This window comes from Nostoc sp. (assembly GCF_036917195.1).
In the GTDB taxonomy this organism is placed as follows: Bacteria; Cyanobacteriota; Cyanobacteriia; order Cyanobacteriales; family Nostocaceae; genus Nostoc.
Genome location: NZ_JBALDG010000061.1, coordinates 38714 through 53966 on the forward strand (window position 1 = coordinate 38714; position 15253 = coordinate 53966).

Here is a 15253-nt window from a genome sequence, read left to right on the forward strand (position 1 = left end):
ACGATGCATTGAGGTTACCGAAGTGTCGAAGTATGCCCCCCTGCTTACGGTGCTTTCGTCTGTTGCTCAATTTCCTTACTTGGCGGAATCTCCTCAAGAGGAATCAGGGCTTCAATCACCGACTTCACAATTGGGGCGGCGACAGTAGAACCATAGGCACTTTCTCCTTTTGGCTCATCCACCACTGCAAACACTACATAGCGAGGAGATTCCACTGGTAAAATAGCCACGAAGCTGGTCATTCTAGCACCCTTGATGTAGCCGCCATTAGGACTAGCTTTTTGGGCTGTACCCGTTTTACCAGCAATGCGATATCCCGGAATTTGTGCCGCCTTCCCACTGCCGTCAGTAACAACAGTTTCCATCATTTGCACAACCTTCTGGGTTGTTGCAGCTGAGAAAATTTGGCGTGGGATGGTGCGAGGGGGTGAATCATGCATCTGCCCTTTGCTATCAATCAGCCCCCGAACTACATGGGGTGTGACCAATTTACCGCCATTGGCTAAAGCACCGTGCATTTGCACTAGCTGTAACGGTGTCATGGAAAAGCCTTGTCCAAAGGAAGTAGTAGCTGCCTCAATTGGCGAAGCGATGAATTCTTCTTGACTTTTGAGCCGACCGCCAACTTCAAAAGGTAAATCTGTATCAACTTTTTGTCCTAGTCCCAAGCGTTCTAGCCAGTTATAGTAGATTGAAGGCTTTAAGCGTTGGATAATTTGCACCATGCCAATGTTGCTGGAATATTGCAAAATCTGAGCGATGCTGATTCGCCCATTACCATTATTCATCGCGTTTTTGATGGTGTAATTAGCGACTCGAATAGAACCGGAGTCATTAAACATATCATCTGGTTTGATGACGCCATTTTCCAGAGCGATCGCCACATTCAAAGGCTTGAAAGTCGATCCCGGTTCATAAAGATCCGCCACCGTCCAGTTTTTAAATAGCGAGATATTAGCTTTAGAGTATTCATTAGGGTTATAGTTAGGCTGAGAAACCAGGGCCAGTAAGGAACCATCCAAGGCATCCATCACAATTACCGCTCCCCGTTTGGCGTTAAACTTCTCCATCTGTTGTTTGAGCGCAACGCGAGCAATTCGTTGTAGACGGCTATCGATGGTGAGTTGCAGTTGCAAATCATCAAAATGTAGAAAACCTTCCGGCGCATGATCCGGCATCAAGTCCCCATTACCCGACCGACTGAGCCGCACCGTTTGCACAGGACGTTCTAGCAACTTCTCTTGAGAGTATTCCACACCTGCTTGACCACGACGGTCAAGATTCACATAGCCCACTACATCAGCAACCAAATCATCTGGCGGGTAATATCGGGAGTATTTTTGAATCCACTCCAAGCCATTTAAGCGCAAAGAGATGACGCGATCAATCATTTCTTCCGGTAAGTCTGGGGCAAGTATAATTCCGCTTCTTTTGCTTTGAAAAGTTTTCACTAATTCAGCAGTATCCTTTGCCAATATTGGGGCAAGTCGCTCTGCCATTTCTTCATTAGACTTATCAAATAGCTTGGGATGAGCGTATAAAGTATATACAGGACGGTCAATCGCCAACAAATTACTATTGCGATCGACTACCGGGCGACGAGGCATAAAAGGTCGCAAATTCACCATTTGCTGGTTTCGCGCCTGTTCTGTTAACTTTGGTCCTCGGACAATTTGCAGGTTATACAAGTTGACACCCAACCCCAACCCTGCTGCCATTAATGCGCCCCAGACTATAAACAGTCGAGACTTGGTATTAGATGTTTCGTCTTGGATATTAGAGGCAAGTGTCCCCAACAACCCTCGTTTAGAACCCTTCTGTCGCCTTGTGAATGCTGGATTCCGAAACTTTCTGAATTTTATTTTGCTTGGTGATTTTTGCATTGCCCTACTCTCTAGCAAATTGCTTTTCGGAATCAAGAGTCAAGGGTCAAAGTTAGTTACTTTCAACTTTGAGCTTTGACTCCTAACAGTGGCAATTTTAGATTTTGAATTTTGGTGAAGCAGCGCGGTCTTCTCCCTTGGCATTAGCCTCTCCCTTTGGGAGAAGAGGAGAGACTAGCGCCTGCCGTAGGATGCCCGTTCGCCGCAAGGCGTCCCGTTAGGGAGGGGCTGTAGGGGGTTTCCACGCCACTTGCTTTATGCCGGGGAACCCGTCCACCGCAGTGGCTCCCCATGAGTGACTGCTGTTAGCGCAGCGTTAGCGAAAAACGAGCGTCGGAACGAGCGTCGCCCGAAGGGATTGAAAGAAAAATTTAAAATCTAAAATCTAAAATTTAAAATTGAATGACTCCTAACTTTAATACCCCAGTGGCGAGAGTGTTTGCTGTTGTGTTTCAGAATTTGGCGTTGTGTTAGACGATGCTGGCTTCGGACTATGAGATGCTGGAGGCAAGAAAATCATCCCTTGAGGAGTCGGCGATACCAATCCTGCTGCTGGTTGTTCTGCTTCATCAGCCATTTTATTTGTCAGCGTCGCGTTAGTAGTCGTTAGCAGCCGCTCATGACGTTGGAGGTTTTGCAGTCTGCGATATGACTGACTCCAAAGCTCTTGAGAATATACCGTCCAGCCATAAACAGCAAGTGTCGATGCTACTAACAACAACGCCAAAGCTGACGAATAACGATCAAAGGTGTACAAGCGCAGCAACCATAACGGTGCCGCTCCAGAATTAGGCATTATGGGAAGGCCGAGAAAACCTACCCTCGGAGTCTTCTGGTTCGCACTCGACTGCTGATTAAGATTTGGCAGTTGTTGTTTACCCAACTCTTTCACCGATTTGGGCAAAACTGCCTCATTTGTGGGAGAAACCGCGAAACTTTTCGAGGAACGCTGTTGTCTTTGAGAAAATACTGGTGCAGCTTGAGCAGCGGGTGTAGAAGCGCTCCGTGCTGCTGACTCCAGACGCAAAGAACGTCGCCTTCCTAAAGAAAGGATAGAATCTCGCCGGAACCAAGTACCTCTTGTAGAAACAGCAGATTTACGAGCAACTACCATAAATTTTTTTAGATGGAAAATATTGTACTTTAGATTGATTGTCTGTTTTTGCTGAGGTTAAAATCGCCTTCTGTGCAACAAGCACACATAACACACTACACCCTTTTAACTGTTCTGATAGGTAGCTATACCAATGTTTGCATCCTCTAGATATTGCAATGTTTGCAATCAGCGATTAGCAACTGGACAGCTTGCCCTTTAAATATCGCACCTAAAGTATGGCAACGCGGGGCAGCAAAATGCAATACTCTCTGAAAAAAAATAAAATTTTTTGCTATCGTAGCTCGGTTTACTAGAAAATTTGGGAATTTCCGTTTTGCTCCTGAGTTAAAAGAAACTAATCAGATGGCTGTATGGTACCTAATCTGAAAAAAAATACCCCAAAGGATTGTTTTTTAAGTATGTAATCTCACAGCATTTAAAAAAAAAGCAATAAATACGGTATCGTATTCAACAGGTGAAAAATTGTTCTAGCCACAATTGGTGAAAGAGGAGTTATGAAAACAAAAATCTTTGGTTTGGCTGTAATGTTAAGTCTGGCGACAATTCTCGGAGCCTGTGAAGGCGGTGGTAATGGTGCTGGTACTACTACTAGTACTCCAGCTGCTACAGGTGAACCAACTGACGCACCTGCTACTGGATCTAGCCCTACCGTTACTCCCGGAGCTACTCCCGGAGCTTCTTCCGGAGCTACTCCCGGAGCTTCTTCCGGAGCTACTCCCGGAGCTTCTTCCACTGCTAAACCCACTGCTAGTCCTAAATAAGGCAGCTTAAGATTTAGTCCGACTTAAGCACACTCAACGAATTCTTCTCTTCTCTACGAGAGGCTGTGCCAACGAGACCCTCCGCGTTGGCGAAGCCTCTCGTAGAGAAGGCGCTCTTAGCGTCAACTTTTGGAGATGCTACACGTTCCCTTAGCGTCTGGTAGAGAAGGCGGTAGCCTGCGGCAAGCCACTACGTGTCTACGATAAATTAAGCTTTTTAGCAATTTTTGCGTAAGTCCTGTTTAGTTTAAATCATGCCAAAAACAGTTTAGTAATAACGCTCATCACCACATAGCTTGAATTAATTAGGTTCACGTAAAAACCTGCATGTTTTCTATTGGTGTATCAGAGCCTAGAGTTTGCTCAAATATCAGATAAGTAGGGCAGCCAGTAAAGGATACTGTTGATCAGGGTTACCTCCTCAACCAAGTGTCCGCCTGAAATTCTCACCTGACCAAACCTTGTTCCAAATCCAAAGGAGTTGAGTTCTGTAAATCTAAGCGAGCTTGTGGGCAAGGTACTTGCCTCATTTGGTGTTTGGAATAGCTTAGACTCCTGAGTTTTGAGAAGACAAAACAATTCATTGCGATCGCTGGCAATTGCTCAAGAGCGTTCACTGTAGTCTATTCCGTATCAGGAGAAACCTGGTAATGTCCCTTGATATTGCCAGATTTTTATTGGAAAAATTCTAATGTCTAGTTTTAAAATTGGGTATGGGGGAGCCACTGCGTTGTCCAGGTTTCCCGGCTTGTACTCCTACGGGGATCTTGCTATCTCCCCTTCTCCCATTCGTGAGAGGCTAGCGCCTGCCGTAGGATGCCCGAACGCAAGAGCATCTCCTGTCTTGAGAAGGGCTGTAGGGAGAAGCAAGTGGCGTCATGGGGCATGGGAAAAACAGATTTTCATCCTGCGTTGTGAACGCAGTCCAGGAGATGGGAAGAGTTAAAGCGAGAAAGGCGATAAAATTATTAAGTGTAATTGTAATTAGTGCAATGTTGGTTGGATTAAGTAGCCATTGGGGATCAGCGGTAATAGCATTACCGCCACCAGAGGATACACCAGAAGAAATATTACGGACAAAGATTATCATAGAAGCGCGATCGCCTATTAATGGTAAATTCCTAACAGCTGCCGAATACGTCCAATTGCAAGCGCAGCTGCAAGAAGTCCCGCCACCAAAACTAGACCCCAAAATTCGGGAACAGATTTTCTTGCTTCGCGTACGTAAAACATTATTGCAGTTTTTCCCATTTTTAAATTTTTGAATAAATTACTCAAGGGTCAAAAGTCAAGAGCTTTCCCCCATCCCCTGTTTAGCCAATGACGCCACTTGCTCCACTTGGGGAGACCCCTACAGCCCTTCCCTAACGCTTGCGGCGAACGGGCATCCTACGGCAGGCGCTAGCCTCTCACGAATGGGAGAAGACCGCAGTGGCTCCCCCATGTTCCAAAAAGATTGATGACTCATTCTGAGGTACGATAACGGTGACGACAAAATTGCAAATAAATGTAAAGAATATATAAATATATATAGATGTTAAAAAAGTAGATTTAGTCAATCACGTTATTTCATTTAGGTAGCCTCATGTCCATGACCACGATCGCCTCTGAACAGGTTAACCGTATCGTTTGGAATCAGCATAACGATCCCTTTGAAATACTAGGTTCTCATCCCATAGAACAAGATGGCAAAACTGTCTGGGCTGTGCGGGCCTACCTACCAAATGCAAGTGCAGCATGGGTTGTTCTTCCTGAAGAACGCAAGGAATATCCAATGCAAACAGTGCATCATCCCCATTTTTTTGAATGCACGATTGACACTCCAGAACTGGCAAACTACCAGTTACGCATTAAAGAAGGGGAAAATGAGCGTGTCACCTATGACCCTTATGCTTTCCGTTCTCCCAACTTGACAGACTTTGACTTGCATTTATTTAGTGAAGGCAACCATCACCGGATTTACGAAAAACTGGGAGCGCACCCCACGGAAATAGGCGGCGTTAAGGGCGTTTATTTTGCTGTTTGGGCACCCAACGCCCGTAATGTTTCATTGCTGGGAGATTTCAACCTCTGGGATGGGCGTAAACACCAGATGCGTAAAGGCCCCACGGGGATTTGGGAATTATTTATTCCTGAAATCGGTGTGGGAGAGCATTACAAATATGAAATCAAAAATTTTGAAGGGCACATTTACGAAAAATCAGATCCTTACGGTTTCCGACAGGAACTTCGCCCGAAAACTGCATCCATTGTCACTGATTTAAATGCTTATACTTGGAATGACGAAGACTGGATGGAAAAGCGGCGTCACACTGACCCCCTTACCCAGCCAGTTTCAGTCTACGAAGTGCATTTAGGTTCTTGGTTACATGCTTCGAGTGCTGAACCTGCTAAACTGCCAAATGGTGAAACCGAACCTGTAGTTGTTGTTTCTGGACTGAAGCCGGGCGCACGCTTCCTTACCTACCGGGAACTGGCAGAAAAACTGATTCCTTATGCCAAAGACTTGGGATACACCCATATAGAATTGCTACCGATTGCGGAGCATCCCTTTGATGGTTCTTGGGGTTATCAAGTAACTGGGTACTATGCCCCCACCTCCCGTTTTGGCAGCCCCGAAGATTTCATGTATTTTATTGACAAATGTCATGAAAATGATATGGGGGTAATTGTAGATTGGGTTCCTGGTCACTTTCCCAAAGATGGACATGGTTTAGCTTTCTTTGATGGTAGCCACCTATACGAACACGCTGACCCCCGCAAAGGTGAACATAAAGGATGGGGTACTTTGGTGTTCAATTACGGTCGCCATGAAGTTACTAATTTCCTAGCAGCAAATGCTCTCTTCTGGTTTGACAAGTACCACATTGACGGGGTTCGTGTCGATGCTGTTGCCTCGATGCTCTATAACGACTATTGCCGCGAACCAGGAGAATGGCTGCCCAACCAGTATGGCGGTAGAGAAAACCTAGAAGCAGCTGATTTTCTGCGTCAGGTAAATCACATGATCTTCAGCTATTTCCCCGGTGCTCTCTCAATTGCTGAAGAATCGACTTCCTGGCCAATGGTATCTTGGCCCACCTACACAGGCGGACTGGGCTTTAACTTGAAGTGGGATATGGGCTGGATGCACGACATGCTGGATTACTTCCACATGGACCCTTGGTTCCGTCAGTTCCACCAAAACAATATCACCTTTAGTATGTGGTATAACCACAGCGAGAACTTCATGCTGGCCCTGTCTCACGATGAAGTGGTGCATGGCAAGAGTAATATCATCGGTAAAATGCCGGGGGATACATGGCAGAAGTTTGCAAATGTGCGTTGTTTATTTACCTATATGTTTGCTCACCCAGGCAAAAAAACCATGTTTATGAGCATGGAGTTTGGGCAGTGGGGTGAGTGGAATGATTGGACTGATTTGCAATGGTATTTATTGCAGGATGAACCCCACCAACAGTTAAAAACGTTTTTCCAGGAATTGAACCATCTCTACCGTTCTGAACCAGTTTTGTACACGCAGGATTTTGCCCAAGCGGGGTTTGAGTGGATTGACTGTAGTGATAACCGCCATAGTGTAGTTGCCTTCATGCGTCGTGACAAGGATTCTGATGATTTTGCGATCGTGGTTTGCAATTTTACACCGCAACCCCATTCTCACTACCGCATCGGTGTACCGCAAAAGGGATTTTATACCGAGTTGTTCAATAGTGATGCGCGTAAATATGGCGGCAGCAATATGGGCAACTTAGGTGGTAAGTGGACGGATGATTGGTCTTTGCACAGTCATCCCTATTCGCTGGATTTGTGTTTGCCACCTTTGGGTGTGCTGATTCTCAAGTTGGATAAGGAGAAGACTGCTGAGGTAATTGGATAACAATTTGGGGTGGGCATTGCCCACCCAGAAGTATTCAAAACTAGAAGTTTTCATTTATTTCAACCACATCTATCGTAGGGGCACAGCAATGCTGTGCCCTTACAAGCGTGGTCTATTTACTGAATCAAAACGCGATAATTGTTTGTGCAGTGTCTATTTCTCAACTAGCGATCGCTCTGCATTTACCAGTGGAATTATACCTAGTACTCACCAGAAGCGCACTACTGAAAGCTGACAGTAGCTGTTTGCTAGCTAAAAATGAATCTATCTGTAGATAGATGCAGTTTGTATGATATGTTGCCTCAACTCGTCTTGCCACAATCCCCCTGTTCTGAAGAGACAAAGTTTTGCGCCAACTGTGGAATTCCCCTGGTAATATTGCGACACTATCGCCCTATCCAAGTATTGGGTAGCGGGGGATTTGGTAAAACTTATTTGGCTGAAGACGTTGAAAAGTTCAATGAAATATGCGTCATCAAACAATTTGCACCGCAGGTACAGGGAACTGGCGCACTCTACAAGGTAACAGAATTATTTCAAAGAAGCAAGGCGACTGCAACAGTTAGGAGAACATCCCCAAATTCCGACGCTGTTTGCATATTTCGAGGAAGATAAGCGCTTGTATTTGGTGCAGCAGTATGTGGAAGGGCAGAATTTATTAGAAGAATTACAACACCAGGGAATCTTTAGTGAGTACAAGATTCGGGAATTATTGGTTAAAAAGAATTTAGATTAATTGTCGGGTGTGTTATGTCAAGTTCGCTGAATTATCCATAATAAAACTACCCCTCCCTAACCCTCCCCTTATAAAGGGGAGGGAACCAGATTTATCATTTCCCCCCAATCGGGGGGATTAAGGGGAGTAATTCGACTTGTGAAGAGGAGGGTTGGGGAAGGGTAACGCGAGTATCAAAGATGGATCAATGGAGTTAAAAGACTCGTTCACAAGTATAAAAGGTGGATGAATGGAGCTAAAAGACTCGTTCACGAGTATAAAAGGTGGATGAACGCAGCTAAAAGACTCGTTCACGAGTATAAAAGGTGGATGAACGGAGATAAAAGACTCGTTAATGAGTATAAAAGGTGGATGAATGCAGCTAAAAGACTCGTTAATGAGTATAAAAGGTGGATGAATGCAGCTAAAAGACTCATTAACGAGTATAAAAGGTGGATGAACGGAGATAAAAGACTCGTTAACGAGTATAAAAGGTGGATGAACGGAGATAAAAGACTCGTTAATGAGTATCAAAGGTGGATGAACGGAGATAAAAGACTCATTAACGAGTATTAATTTATCAAGAGCCAGAAGTTTTTGCAGCTCTGCCTTTACTAATAGCTTTAAAGCGATCGCTCAACAGTTCTGCTACAGTTTTTAAGCCTGGAGTCTATCGCTACCTTCAGGTAAATGCCTAGCATCATCAGGCTCGACAACTCCATCCAATCCCTTATATAGCAAATCTGTGAGTTTGAAGGCTCGCGATTGCATCGGTGGTTTTTATAGAGTAGACCATTGAGTGGCTAGAGATTGGGTGATCACATCAATGTCTGTTCCGTTGATTTGATGCCAAGGCGATCGCAGAGTGCAGAATATAGCTTCAAGATTTGAAACCCTTGTCATAGTTTGTTTATACAAAATACCGAGATTTCAACCTAACCGCAGAATGTGGGATAATAACTCCGAGATAATGCCTGGTTCTAATCAATAATCATCTTGCGTTAATCTAAATCCCAGAGGAGCGCTCGTTGCTTAGTAAAAGTACCTCCTCTACTCCCTAATTTCATGGTGAAGACGGTATCCTATGTCAAAGCAAAACAAAGTTCTTGTTGAGCGTTATATTGACCTCGGCATGATGCAACAGTTAGGTATTCTACCTGCTGGAGATTTATGGAGTGAGGGAAAAGAGCTAACCAAATGAGCTATCAACCGATCGAGAACTACGGCATCATCGGCAATATGCACACCACAGCATTAGTGGGGCTAAATGGGTCGATCGACTGGTTTTGTTTTCCCAGACACGACTCACCAAGCGTATTTGCAGCGCTCCTCGATAGTGAAAAAGGTGGGCATTTCCAGATAGCGCCTTGTGTCGAAAGCGTCAAGCATAAGCAATTTTATTATCCTGGCACGAATGTTTTAGTGACCCGATTTCTCTCACCATGCGGTGTCGGAGAAGTGATTGACTTCATGCCCGTTAGTGGATCTGATTTAGGCGATCGCTGGTTGATTCGACAAGTCAGGGTGATTCGCTGTAGTATGAGGTTTCGGTTGGAGTGCTATCCCGCCTTTAACTATGTTCGCGATCAACATGAAACCAAACTAACATCCGGCGGCGCGTGTTTCATCTCACCTACACTCAGTTTGGGATTAGTTACGGACATTCCCCTTGAACAGGACGACCGGGGTGTCTGGGCTGAGTTTGAACTGAAAGCTGGACAAGCGGTCGTGTTTGGGCTGCGAGAGATTGAACCGGACGCTGGATGTGGATTGCCTCTGATTAAAAGTGAAGCGATCAAAATGTTTGAAAGCACAGTACTATACTGGCGGCATTGGCTTTCCCAATGCAACTATAAAGGACGATGGCGTGAGATGGTAGAGCGATCGGCACTAGTACTCAAACTGCTCACCTATGAACCAACAGGAGCGATCATCGCAGCTCCTACGTTTGGATTACCCGAAGAAATTGGCGGTGAACGCAATTGGGACTATCGCTATACCTGGATTCGCGATGCGGCGTTTACACTGTATGCATTGTTACGAATCGGATTCACCGAAGAAGCCACGCAGTTTATGAATTGGCTGGAACACCGCTGCTATAAAATGAAACCGAACGGCCCATTACAGTTAGCTTATGGCATTGATGGACGCCAAAACTTGGATGAAGAAATTTTGCAACACTTGTCTGGTTATCGAGATTCCTATCCTGTAAGGATTGGCAATGCTGCTTATAATCAGTTGCAGCTTGATATTTATGGTGAGTTGATGGATGCAGTGTATCTCTACAACAAGTACGGCACAGCGATTTCTTACAAGCTCTGGACTCATCTAGAACAGTTGCTAAATTGGGTGTGTGACAACTGGCAGCGAGAAGATGAAGGCATTTGGGAACCACGAGACGGACGCAAACAGGTGGTGTATTCCAAACTCATGTGTTGGGTGGCACTTGATCGGGGGTTGCGATTAGCCGATAAGCGCTCGTTTCCTGCTGATCGCGATCGCTGGCTCAAGGTGCGCGATCAGATTTATCAAGAAATTATGACGAAAGGATGGAATGAGGAGCAGGGCGCTTTTGTTCAGCATTATGACAGCGATGCGCTGGATGCCAGCAGTTTAATCATGCCGTTGGTGTTCTTCCTCGCGCCCAGTGATCCTCAAATGCTAGCGACATTGGATGCGATTAATCGTCCTCCAGAGGCAGGTGGATTGGTCTCCAACGGTCTAGTGTATCGTTATAGCCCGGGCATGAGCAGCGACGGTTTGAGTGGGAAAGAGGGTACATTCAACCTGTGTACGTTTTGGCTAGTCGAGGCGATGACACGAGCTGGACGAGTCGATCCAGCCCGGTTAGAACAAGCTCGATTAATGTTTGAGGAGATGCTCAGTTACGCCAATCACTTGGGACTGTATGGCGAAGAGACGGGTGCTAGCGGTGAGGCACTGGGAAATTTTCCGCAAGCCTTTACGCATTTATCTCTCATTAGTGCGGCATGGAATTTGGATAAGGCACTTGGAGCGATAGATTAAAGATTGGCACGCCTTTGTTAATGTGCAACAAGCATTATGAATGATGAAAAACTCGCTTTGTCTGAGAGGATAAGCAACGCATGGAAACAGCAGATATCATTTGGCGAAGCGTTGCCGAGCTTGGCGCGATTATTAATCGGTGAGGACATAGGGAACTGTCCCAATATCTAGAGAGGATTGATTCATGACCACGAACTTGCACATCGGTGACAGGTTTCCTGATGTTGAATTACTAAACCATGAGAACGAGTGGGTAAAACTCTCTTACTTTACTCAACCTAGTCTCATGGATCAGTATTTAGGCTTCACGGATGGCTATCCGCTAATTGTAATTTTCTACCGAGGATTCTTCTGTCCCCGCGATCGCCAACAGCTTCCCCAGCTGGTGCAATTTCAGAATGAACTCGCGGTAAACTACGGCAAGCTAGTGACAATCGGAGTTGATCCACCGCTCGTCCAAGCCGCCTTTCGAGCGGGTTTGGGTGCACAGTGGCAATTTTTTTCGGATGAGAAACGTGAATTGATCAAACAGATCAACATCCTCGATGAAACAGAAGGAGAATACGCTTATCGCGCTCAACCTTATACGTTTGTACTTTATCCTGACTTAACGATTTATAAAATTTATAATGGCTGGTTCTTTGTAGGACGACCCACAATTGAAGAACTGCGACACGATCTGCGAGCGATTATGGAGAAGCGATCGGACTATCAGTATGAAGCCTATGATACACCAGAAGTAAAACAAATTCGCATCCCTCAACAAGCGTGGATCAATGGAACACCACCGTTGGGAGCAAACGGACTTCCCGTATTGCAGGGGACTATACGCTGGTTTGATCTCAAAGCAGGCAGTGGCATGATTGTCACGGATCAGGGCAAGGAAATTTTCTTCAATTTCACTGCCATTCCAGGCGAGGGATACCGCACGCTACAAGCTGGAACACCCGTAAAGTTTGAACTGGTTGACAGTAAGTTTGGTCTAACGGCGCGTAATATTCACAAGCAACATTAAACCTTTGATACTTAACTGTATTTGGCTCACCTGAATTATAGCGGTTTACTAGCAAGCGATCGCCAAAGGTGTTGGCACGATCACCCTGCATTTACTCAAGGAAAAGCGCACTACTGAAGGCTGAAAGTAGTTGTTTGTTAAGTATAATAACTCGTTAAGGGAGTTCTGAGGTGGATGAATCCAGTTCAAAGACTCATTCACGAGTATCAAAGGTGGATCAACGGAGCTAAAAGACTCGTTAATGAGTATCAAAGGTGGATCAACGGAGATAAAAGACTCGTTCACGAGTATCAAAGGTGGATCAACGGAGCTAAAACACTCGTTCACGAGTATAAAAGGTGGATCAACGGAGCTAAAAGACTCGTTCACGAGTATCAAAGGTGGATCAACGGAGCTAAAAGACTCGTTCACGAGTATCAAAGGTGGATCAACGGAGTTAAAAGACTCGTTCACGAGTATTAATTTATCAACAGCCGAAAGTTTTTGCAGCTCTACCTTTACTAATAGCTTTAAAGCGATCGCTCGACAGTTCTGCTACAGTCTTTAAACCTGGAGTCTTTTTCGCTGCTGTCTTGACATAATCATAAACTGTCAAACTACCGAGCATCGCTTTGCTACCGACTGCCAATAGGGTATCATCTACTTGTTCGGTGAGTTGCCGGATTGAGATTAAAAGTTCGCTGAATATGGTGGCTAGTTGATAATCCCGGATAAATTCCTCAATGTCAAAGCTAGCTGGGAAAATTTCAGGGTTAGACTGAGCAGCGTTGACGCTATTGGTAACAAAAGCTAGGCTTTTATCGCCCATTTTGAATAACTTGCGGCGTTCTTGTGCAGTTAAAACAATGAGAAAAGGCATCTTTTGTTCGATTATTTGTAGCGCTGCTTTAATTTCTTGGATATCTTCTGGCGAAAGAGTGCCTGCAATCTTTTGATCAGCCATCGTATAATTACCTGAGGATAATAGAGAGTTAGTAGCAATATTTGCTAAGTATATAATTCCCAGAGTAAATGCAAGGGCACATCTTTTTATTAGAATTTTTAGTATATTTGATTAAGATGTTGTATTATGCCAGCCAGAGATATCTTTCACAATGCAGTCAGGCAAGCATTAGAAAAAGAAGGGTGGAAAATTACCCATGATCCCTTACCCGTTAGTTTTGAGTTAGGGGATATGTACATAGACTTAGGAGCAGAAAAAATTCTTGCAGCAGAAAGAGAGGGAGAAAAAATTGCTGTTGAAGTTAAAAGCTTTTTTAAAACGTCTGTAATTTCAGAATTTCACACAGCTTTAGGACAGTTTATTAATTATCGACTAGCATTATCTGAACAAGAACCAGACCGGACTCTTTATTTAGCAGTTCCCATTGATACATACACGTCATTTTTTACCATCAGACTTGTACAAAGTATTATCAAAACATATCAACTTAAATTGATTACTTATCAGCCTGTGACGGAGGATATTGTCGAATGGATAAACTAACAGAATATGAAAAAATAATTCAACAACTTCTCGAAGAATACGCTGCAATTGCTAGTCAAGACTCCGAAATTGAAACTCAATTAATTTTTGACACAGAACATCACCATTACCAACTTGTGAATGTCGGTTGGAAAAATCAGCGCCGTGTTTATGGTTGTTTTTTACATATAGATATTAAAGATGGTAAAGTGTGGCTGCAACATAACGGTACAGAAAATGAAGTAGGAGAAGACTTAGCGAATTTAGGTATCCCCAAGCAGGATATAGTCGTCGGCTTTCATTCACCGTTCAAACGACAATTTACAGATTATGCTGTTGGTTAAGCCAACGAACTAGAACTTTAGATTATTTGGGTAGATGTTGAGCAATGCCTACGGCGGTAAACTACGCTCTTTAGAGTTATGCTACTTTTAACGACTTTTCTAGTGTTTTTGGCTCTGGTAGAGGTTGACCGTCTGCCAAAGATGATTCAATCAGCATTTCTAAAACTTCTTGAGCATTTTTGAAAGCTTCTTCGTAACTATCTCCGTGAGTATGACAAAATCCCCATTCAGGAAGACTCACAACAAAACACTCGTCTTCATCAGACCACTGAATAATTATTGTGTAGTGAGAATTCATTCTTGTTCTTCCTCTTGAGCCTTTTTAATTTCTTCTAGCCTTTGGAGTGTATTAATTTAGAGGGGTAAAAATAAATATAATATGGACTGTCATTGCGTTCGCGTAGCGTCTCGTAGAAAGGAACGAAGCAATCGCAATGACTGGGATTGCTTGTCTGCGACACGCTGCGCGAACGTCGTTCCTCCTCTCTACGAGACGCATTCGCGAACGCAATGACATATTAAATTTACCCTTCCCACTCCTTTAACTTCTGTTGAGCAAAGTTTCGCACTTGCTCATCTGGGTCATTCGCTGCTTTGTCGCGCAATAGTGGTAAAGTCTGGGGATGTTGAGGAAATTGCTTGATAATTATCTCAAGTGCAACCCGTCGGGGATTGGGGTGCGACCAAGGATCATGGCTACCCTCAAAGGAGTCATTGACAGCGCAGTTGTAGTAAATTTCAAACAACTCAGACTGATTTCTAAAGTGTTTGGCTAATGCTTGGATGGCTGCACCTCGCACATCCTCATGATTATCAGCAGTGGCGCGGTCTTTGAGAATCGAGCGCGTGTCCGGGTCATCTTTGAAATTGCTGGCTAATGCTTCGATGGCTGCACGTCGCACAACCCATTGATTATCAGCAGTGGCGCGGTCTTTGAGAAACGAGCGCGTGTCCGGGTCATCTTTGAAATTGCTGGCTAATGCTTCGATGGCTGCACCTCGCACATCCTCATCATTATCAGCAGTGGCGCGGTCTTTGAGAATCGAGCG

The 15253-nt window shown here is 44.6% G+C and carries 16 protein-coding genes and 1 pseudogene; 8 read left to right on the forward strand and 9 right to left on the reverse strand.

Annotated elements, in window-relative coordinates:
* Positions 1-44: 44 nt before the first annotated feature.
* The 3 genes from V7K40_RS19495 to V7K40_RS19505 all read right to left on the reverse strand — a co-directional run bounded on the left by V7K40_RS19495 (position 45) and on the right by V7K40_RS19505 (position 2997).
* Positions 45-1883, reverse strand: a complete 1839-nt coding sequence (locus V7K40_RS19495; protein ID WP_334962520.1) for a penicillin-binding protein 2 — start codon at positions 1881-1883, stop codon at positions 45-47.
* A 143-nt stretch (positions 1884-2026) separates the two neighbouring features.
* A complete protein-coding gene (locus V7K40_RS19500; protein ID WP_334962523.1) occupies positions 2027-2176 on the reverse strand; it encodes a hypothetical protein in 150 nt (49 codons plus the stop codon).
* Between the two features lie 122 nt (positions 2177-2298).
* Positions 2299-2997, reverse strand: coding sequence for a hypothetical protein (locus V7K40_RS19505; RefSeq protein ID WP_334962525.1), 699 nt, complete (start codon positions 2995-2997; stop codon positions 2299-2301).
* 497 nt (positions 2998-3494) lie between these two features.
* On the opposite strand from V7K40_RS19505, the gene V7K40_RS19510 reads away from it, so the two are divergent.
* The 4 genes and pseudogenes from V7K40_RS19510 to V7K40_RS19525 all read left to right on the forward strand — a co-directional run.
* Complete coding sequence (locus V7K40_RS19510; RefSeq protein WP_334962527.1) at positions 3495-3761, forward strand: hypothetical protein; 267 nt, start codon at positions 3495-3497, stop codon at positions 3759-3761.
* A 932-nt stretch (positions 3762-4693) separates the two neighbouring features.
* Entirely contained in the window at positions 4694-5026 is a 333-nt protein-coding gene (locus tag V7K40_RS19515) for a hypothetical protein (protein ID WP_334962529.1), read from the forward strand.
* Between the two features lie 320 nt (positions 5027-5346).
* Positions 5347-7638 carry a 1,4-alpha-glucan branching enzyme gene (glgB, locus tag V7K40_RS19520; protein WP_334962532.1) on the forward strand — a complete coding sequence of 764 codons (2292 nt, stop codon included), beginning with the start codon at positions 5347-5349 and terminating at the stop codon, positions 7636-7638.
* A gap of 289 nt (positions 7639-7927) precedes the next feature.
* Positions 7928-8353: pseudogene (locus V7K40_RS19525) on the forward strand (protein kinase); the annotation flags it as partial.
* A 138-nt stretch (positions 8354-8491) separates the two neighbouring features.
* Here the strand turns inward: V7K40_RS19525 and V7K40_RS19530 are convergent.
* The gene (locus V7K40_RS19530) at positions 8492-8887 is read right to left on the reverse strand and encodes a hypothetical protein (protein ID WP_334962534.1); all 396 of its coding nucleotides are present in this window, start codon (positions 8885-8887) and stop codon (positions 8492-8494) included.
* Positions 8888-9133: 246 nt separating this feature from the next.
* Positions 9134-9256, reverse strand: coding sequence for a hypothetical protein (locus V7K40_RS19535; protein ID WP_334962536.1), 123 nt, complete (start codon positions 9254-9256; stop codon positions 9134-9136).
* A gap of 294 nt (positions 9257-9550) precedes the next feature.
* Between V7K40_RS19535 and V7K40_RS19540 the strand changes: the two genes are divergently transcribed.
* Together V7K40_RS19540 and V7K40_RS19545 are read left to right on the forward strand one after the other, a co-directional pair.
* The gene (locus V7K40_RS19540) at positions 9551-11380 is read left to right on the forward strand and encodes a glycoside hydrolase family 15 protein (RefSeq protein ID WP_334962538.1); all 1830 of its coding nucleotides are present in this window, start codon (positions 9551-9553) and stop codon (positions 11378-11380) included.
* A gap of 184 nt (positions 11381-11564) precedes the next feature.
* On the forward strand, positions 11565-12395 hold the full coding sequence (locus tag V7K40_RS19545) for a cold shock domain-containing protein (protein ID WP_334962540.1): 831 nt from the start codon (positions 11565-11567) through the stop codon (positions 12393-12395).
* 48 nt (positions 12396-12443) lie between these two features.
* On the opposite strand, the gene V7K40_RS19550 is transcribed toward V7K40_RS19545, so the two are convergent.
* Positions 12444-12848, reverse strand: a complete 405-nt coding sequence (locus V7K40_RS19550) for a hypothetical protein (protein ID WP_334962542.1) — start codon at positions 12846-12848, stop codon at positions 12444-12446.
* 13 nt (positions 12849-12861) lie between these two features.
* Positions 12862-13338 (reverse strand): hypothetical protein, encoded by a 477-nt coding sequence (locus tag V7K40_RS19555; RefSeq protein ID WP_334962544.1) that lies wholly within the window; start codon positions 13336-13338, stop codon positions 12862-12864.
* Between the two features lie 126 nt (positions 13339-13464).
* On the opposite strand from V7K40_RS19555, the gene V7K40_RS19560 reads away from it, so the two are divergent.
* Together V7K40_RS19560 and V7K40_RS19565 are read left to right on the forward strand one after the other, a co-directional pair.
* The gene (locus V7K40_RS19560) at positions 13465-13881 is read left to right on the forward strand and encodes a XisH family protein (protein ID WP_334962546.1); all 417 of its coding nucleotides are present in this window, start codon (positions 13465-13467) and stop codon (positions 13879-13881) included.
* Complete coding sequence (locus V7K40_RS19565) at positions 13869-14204, forward strand: XisI protein (protein WP_334962548.1); 336 nt, start codon at positions 13869-13871, stop codon at positions 14202-14204. Before V7K40_RS19560 ends, V7K40_RS19565 begins: the two co-directional genes overlap by 13 nt.
* Before the next feature lie 76 nt (positions 14205-14280).
* Here V7K40_RS19565 and V7K40_RS19570 read toward each other — a convergent pair whose 3' ends face one another.
* Both V7K40_RS19570 and V7K40_RS19575 read right to left on the reverse strand, forming a co-directional pair.
* The gene (locus tag V7K40_RS19570) at positions 14281-14502 is read right to left on the reverse strand and encodes a type II toxin-antitoxin system HicB family antitoxin (protein WP_334962553.1); all 222 of its coding nucleotides are present in this window, start codon (positions 14500-14502) and stop codon (positions 14281-14283) included.
* Between the two features lie 226 nt (positions 14503-14728).
* A partial coding sequence (locus V7K40_RS19575; RefSeq protein WP_334962555.1) for a HEAT repeat domain-containing protein occupies positions 14729-15253 on the reverse strand: 525 nt, incomplete at its 5' end.

What these genes read in the sequence shown, in the direction of transcription:
- glgB (WP_334962532.1), top strand. Translation starts at nt 5,347, where the DNA reads ATGTCCATGACCACGATCGCCTCTGAACAGGTTAACCGTATCGTTTGG.
- V7K40_RS19565 (WP_334962548.1), top strand. Translation starts at nt 13,869, where the DNA reads ATGGATAAACTAACAGAATATGAAAAAATAATTCAACAACTTCTCGAA.
- V7K40_RS19540 (WP_334962538.1), top strand. Translation starts at nt 9,551, where the DNA reads ATGAGCTATCAACCGATCGAGAACTACGGCATCATCGGCAATATGCAC.
- V7K40_RS19560 (WP_334962546.1), top strand. Translation starts at nt 13,465, where the DNA reads ATGCCAGCCAGAGATATCTTTCACAATGCAGTCAGGCAAGCATTAGAA.
- V7K40_RS19535 (WP_334962536.1), bottom strand. Translation starts at nt 9,256, where the DNA reads ATGACAAGGGTTTCAAATCTTGAAGCTATATTCTGCACTCTGCGATCG.
- V7K40_RS19510 (WP_334962527.1), top strand. Translation starts at nt 3,495, where the DNA reads ATGAAAACAAAAATCTTTGGTTTGGCTGTAATGTTAAGTCTGGCGACA.
- V7K40_RS19500 (WP_334962523.1), bottom strand. Translation starts at nt 2,176, where the DNA reads ATGGGGAGCCACTGCGGTGGACGGGTTCCCCGGCATAAAGCAAGTGGC.
- V7K40_RS19505 (WP_334962525.1), bottom strand. Translation starts at nt 2,997, where the DNA reads ATGGTAGTTGCTCGTAAATCTGCTGTTTCTACAAGAGGTACTTGGTTC.
- V7K40_RS19570 (WP_334962553.1), bottom strand. Translation starts at nt 14,502, where the DNA reads ATGAATTCTCACTACACAATAATTATTCAGTGGTCTGATGAAGACGAG.
- V7K40_RS19515 (WP_334962529.1), top strand. Translation starts at nt 4,694, where the DNA reads ATGGGAAGAGTTAAAGCGAGAAAGGCGATAAAATTATTAAGTGTAATT.
- V7K40_RS19495 (WP_334962520.1), bottom strand. Translation starts at nt 1,883, where the DNA reads ATGCAAAAATCACCAAGCAAAATAAAATTCAGAAAGTTTCGGAATCCA.
- V7K40_RS19545 (WP_334962540.1), top strand. Translation starts at nt 11,565, where the DNA reads ATGACCACGAACTTGCACATCGGTGACAGGTTTCCTGATGTTGAATTA.
- V7K40_RS19555 (WP_334962544.1), bottom strand. Translation starts at nt 13,338, where the DNA reads ATGGCTGATCAAAAGATTGCAGGCACTCTTTCGCCAGAAGATATCCAA.